This is a genomic window from Tardiphaga sp. (assembly GCF_028290785.1).
In the GTDB taxonomy this organism is placed as follows: domain Bacteria; phylum Pseudomonadota; class Alphaproteobacteria; order Rhizobiales; family Xanthobacteraceae; genus Tardiphaga.
Map to the genome: position 1 here is coordinate 1 of NZ_JAQGJD010000116.1, position 4,304 is coordinate 4,304.

6 protein-coding genes are annotated in these 4,304 nt (G+C 63.9%); 2 read left to right on the top strand and 4 right to left on the bottom strand.

Features of this window, described 5'->3' with window-relative positions; translation table 11 throughout:
* Positions 1-391: transglutaminase-like cysteine peptidase (locus JWR89_RS06490; protein ID WP_299713272.1), on the top strand; the 391-nt coding region annotated here is incomplete at its 5' end.
* Between the two features lie 625 nt (positions 392-1,016).
* Here JWR89_RS06490 and JWR89_RS06495 read toward each other — a convergent pair.
* The 4 genes from JWR89_RS06495 to JWR89_RS06510 form a co-directional block, all read right to left on the bottom strand.
* On the bottom strand, positions 1,017-1,214 hold the full coding sequence (locus tag JWR89_RS06495) for a hypothetical protein (RefSeq protein WP_299713275.1): 198 nt from the start codon (positions 1,212-1,214) through the stop codon (positions 1,017-1,019).
* Positions 1,215-1,328: 114 nt separating this feature from the next.
* The gene (locus JWR89_RS06500) at positions 1,329-1,700 is read right to left on the bottom strand and encodes a hypothetical protein (protein WP_299713278.1); all 372 of its coding nucleotides are present in this window, start codon (positions 1,698-1,700) and stop codon (positions 1,329-1,331) included.
* Between the two features lie 154 nt (positions 1,701-1,854).
* A complete protein-coding gene (locus JWR89_RS06505; protein WP_299713281.1) occupies positions 1,855-2,145 on the bottom strand; it encodes a hypothetical protein in 291 nt (96 codons plus the stop codon).
* A gap of 68 nt (positions 2,146-2,213) precedes the next feature.
* Positions 2,214-3,860 (bottom strand): PAS-domain containing protein, encoded by a 1,647-nt coding sequence (locus JWR89_RS06510; protein WP_299713284.1) that lies wholly within the window; start codon positions 3,858-3,860, stop codon positions 2,214-2,216.
* 227 nt (positions 3,861-4,087) lie between these two features.
* Here JWR89_RS06510 and JWR89_RS06515 point away from each other — a divergent pair.
* On the top strand, positions 4,088-4,304 hold a 217-nt coding region (locus JWR89_RS06515; protein ID WP_299713287.1), incomplete at its 3' end, for a hypothetical protein.

Below are 4,304 nucleotides of genomic sequence, written 5' to 3' on the forward strand. Positions count from 1 at the left end.
GCTCCGGGTCAATCGCTGGGTCAACGAGACCGTCAAGCCGATGACCGACATGGAGCATTGGGGCGTGATCGAGAAATGGTCGCTGCCGACGGACGGCTACGGCGACTGCGAAGATTATGTGCTGATGAAGCGCAAGATGCTGATCGACGCCGGCTGGCCGCGCGAGGCCCTGCTGGTGACGGTGGTGCGGGACAAGAAGGGCGAAGGCCACGCGGTGCTGACCGTGAAAAGCGACAAGGGCGAGTTCATTCTCGACAACCAGAACGAAAGCGTCGTGGCCTGGACCGAGACCGGATACCGCTTCGTCAAGCGCCAGTCGCAGAGCGATCCCAACGTATGGGTTTCGCTGGGCGACGGCCGGCCGGCGGCCGCCACCGCCAGCGCGCGCTGACAACCAGAGACAACGGAGACACGCGACCCGGTCACATCCCCACCCCTCCCCGTCCCAGACCGGATCGCGCGCGGCCAGCTCTCCCCCAAGAGCTGGCCGCAACTTTTTGTGGGACTCGGCCATTCGTCGATCCGGCGCCCGCCAGCGTCCACGACGATCGGACGATACCGGCCGGGTAAGGTTGACCGGTTAGCTTAACCGCGACCTTTTGTTGCACGGTACCCGCTCCGCGATAACCTGGTCACGCCGGAGATCTGAACGATCCACATCCAGCACGGCGGCCCCTTCGAGCGCCGCGCGCTGGACGGCTCCGTTAAACGGGAGACCGAGAGCATGACCGTCATCCGGGAAGACTATCAGCGCATCCTCAACCTCCGATCCCGCCCCGCTTGGGCTGACGTCTGGCACTTGTGGACCATCGTCATTCCGCGCCGATCCATCACCGGGCGACTGGTTCACGGCCGGGTTTGGCGACGCCACGATGGAAGACGGTGGATCTACAAAAAGTTCGTCGAATATCAGCGCTAGCTCCGTCGGTTTCGAGCCCGCTGATTTGCGTTCAGCGGAATCGGGCCGCCGGCTCGCGAAATACCGCCGTGCGCGCAAGCCTGCGGCCGGTTCGGGATCAATCGTCGCGGCGCTTGATCGGGCGGTCGCGGCCGCTCTCGCGGCGATGACCCAGCCGCGCCAGCACGGCGGAGCCGAGACGCGTGCCGTAGCGGCGTTCCAGCTCGCAGAACAGCCAGACGAACGCCATGGCCAGAGCGAATACAGTCGCGAGGAACAGCCAGGTCAGATGCGGCACGTCGAGGGTCATCAGCATGGCTTCGATTTAGCAAGCGGCGTACCAACCGCGATCTCGCTGACGTCAACGGCCCCGGCGAAGGTACGCCGGGGCCGCAGTTTCAATCACATCGTCGTGTTGATGCGTATTCGTTCAGTTACACACCTCGACCCGGCGCAGCCGGTATCCGGCCGGCGTCCATACGCGACGCCGAACCAGGTAGCAGCCGCCTTCGTCGTCATAGCCGCCATAGGCATAGGGATAACCCGCATAGCCATAGGGATATCCGTAGGCGCCATAAGCGCCGTATAGCCCTGCGCCGGCCAGGCCCAGCCCGAGGCCGATGCCGATCCCGCGGCCACCCCATCCGCCGCCGCGAAACCCTCCGCCGTGCCAGCCGCCGCCATGGAAACCGCCGCCATGAAATCCGCCGCCGCCGAAACCACCGCGGGCCGAAGCCGCCGTCGGCGCCGCCAACGCGATCGCCGCCACGGCCATCAAACCAAACACCATTTTCCGCAACATCGACTATCCTCCGTCAGAGATCGCACCCACTGCAAACTACGCCTGACAGTTAGGAACGTTGCGAAGAATAGCTATAAATCCAGACGGTTGGACGCTCACTTAATCGCGACTGAGATACCGGCGCGGCCATGTTTCCGGACGTTGCCCGCGCGATCTAGCAGCCCTTGCAGATGCTCTTGACCTTGCGATCCACCGCCCGGTCCTGGGCGTCGACCGCAGCATTGCCGGTAGACGGCTTGCCATCCACCGACGCACCGGTGCCGGTCGCGCCGGTCGTAATGCCGGCGCGGCCGCCGCTCGAATTGGCGGTGCCCGCGCTGTTGGTGCCCGCGGCGCCGCCGGTCGAGCCGCCACCTGCCCCGGCGCCGCCCGATTGTGCAAACGACCCGGCAGACGACAGCAGAACAACGATAGTGGCGATGGCGACGACAGGAATTTTCGGCATGATGAGCTCCCTTTCGGCCTCAACGAGATCGGCCGCCAGCGGTTCCAATCGTTCACGCCATGCCGCTATCAGGCGGCCGTCCTGGCCTGATGGGTAAGATCCTCGATCAAACTGACCAGAAGCTGGGATTCGCCGTCCGCTGCGCCGACCTGGAGCCGCCGCACCGAAATCGTTCGTCGGCCCACAATGGGGCTCTCGACCGTATCGACGATCGGATCGAGCTGCTGCTCCTGCATCATCAACTGTCGGTCCCGTTGCTCGATCAACTCGGCCGTCGCCGGCGGAAACAGTTCGCGCGCGTTCTTTCCGATAATCTCTCCGCGCGGCAGCCCGAACATCTTCTCCGCCGCCGTGTTGACGAACACGTAGCGCAGGTTACGCGCATCCTTGGCGACGATCGCCTCGGGGATGTTTTCGATCACCGTCACCAGGAACCGTTCGGTGCGCTCGAGAATGCGCTGGCTGCGGCGCTGCTCGGTGACGTCGTCATGGGTCGCGACCCAGCCGCCGCCATCCATCGGCCGCTCCAGGATGTGGATGGTTCGGCCATCGATGAGCTGGATTTCATCGGACGACGGCTGCCGCTTGCCGATCCGCGCCATGATGGCAGCCAGATATTCCGACACGTTGCTGCGGAGCTGTCCCTTCTTGAACCGGTATTGCAGGATATCCAGCAGCGACGAGCCCGGTTTGAGTTCCGGCGGCAGCGCATAGATGGTGCGGTACTGCTCGTTCATCACCAGAATATTCGCCGCGGCATCGAGCATCATCATGCCCTGCGGCAGGCTGTTGATCGCCGCCGACAACTGCCATTTCGTCGCGTAATACTTATCGTTGAGGGCGTCGCGCTGCTGGATGGCCTCGTCGCGCTGTTTGGCCGTGTCGATCGACAGCTTCTCGAGATGCTCGTTGCGAACGGCGGCACCGTGAAACTTCTGCACGGCGGCGGCAAGCTGGCCAAGTTCATCGCGGCGCTCGATGTACGGAATGACCAGTTCGGTCCTGCCCGCGACAATGGCGTCGGTCGCACGCGCGATCTCCGATAGCGGCTTGAGGGCGCATTGCTGCATCACGACCACGGTGAGCCCGGCCACCACGAGGGTGCCGAATCCCAGCAGCGCGAGATACCAGGCCGCGAGCCGGGTGACATTGCCAAGCTCGGCGACTGTTCTGGCCCGCTCGCCGTAGATCCCGGCGAGCGCCGCCAGATCGTCGTTCAGCGCGGTGCGCAAGGCGCGGTTGACGTCGTTGTCGCCCCATTCGCGCCCGGCGGCGGGGCTGACTTCCACGGCGCGCCGCACCAGTTCGCGACGAAACGAGATGAACTGCTCGATCCGCTTCTTGAATGGCGCAAACCGCGCGGCGTCGTCCTGTTGGAGCCCGTCCTGCCACTGTTCGAGCACTTTGCCGAGCTCTGCGTTACGCACCAGCAATGCGTCGCCGAACGGTTTCGCCTTGATGGAGTCGGCGGACATGTAGATGCCGCGCGATTCCATCACGATCGCAAAGATCAGGCCATTGACGCGTTCGATATTGAGCGCGGCGTTGGCGGAGACGGCGAGATCTTCGCGATAGGTCGTCTGCAACCGCACCGACTGGATCGCCATCACCAGCAGCAGCAAGGTCAGGAACACGAACAATCCGACGACGCCGTGGACTTTCTGGGCGACGCCGAGATCGTCGTAGGCCTTGGCCACGCCTGCGAGCTTGGGCATTCCGTTCTCCTGTTCTTGCCCAGTGACAGGCCGGTCGCCGTTGCTCCCAACGCTTGTAGCCTGACGGTGAAAGTCGTGGCGCATCGCGCAATCCGTCGGGAATATGGGCCAATGCCGCTACCGAACCGTTAAGTGGCGGGAAACGCGCAGGATGCCTTCACCCGCTACCTTCCGGAACCATGTTGGAGCGAAGCAATTGTAGTTCTAATGTGAATCGGAGTGTCGGTATGTCTTGGGACAAGCAGTTTCGCGAACCGATTGCACTGCCTGAAGGCGGTGCGCTGGTTTCGCTGCGCGACGCCGGCGCCTACATCGCGCAATTGCCGAAGTCCGAAGGCGAGGCGAGGGAATGGCAGACCGCCATGCATTGCCTGATCGATGCAGCCGACTTCGGCGGTCCGGTCAGTTTTGCACAGCTCGGCGTGGCGCAGGCGCTGCGTCGCC

What these genes read in the sequence shown, in the direction of transcription:
- JWR89_RS06505 (WP_299713281.1), bottom strand. Translation starts at nt 2,145, where the DNA reads ATGCCGAAAATTCCTGTCGTCGCCATCGCCACTATCGTTGTTCTGCTG.
- JWR89_RS06510 (WP_299713284.1), bottom strand. Translation starts at nt 3,860, where the DNA reads ATGCCCAAGCTCGCAGGCGTGGCCAAGGCCTACGACGATCTCGGCGTC.
- JWR89_RS06500 (WP_299713278.1), bottom strand. Translation starts at nt 1,700, where the DNA reads ATGTTGCGGAAAATGGTGTTTGGTTTGATGGCCGTGGCGGCGATCGCG.
- JWR89_RS06495 (WP_299713275.1), bottom strand. Translation starts at nt 1,214, where the DNA reads ATGCTGATGACCCTCGACGTGCCGCATCTGACCTGGCTGTTCCTCGCG.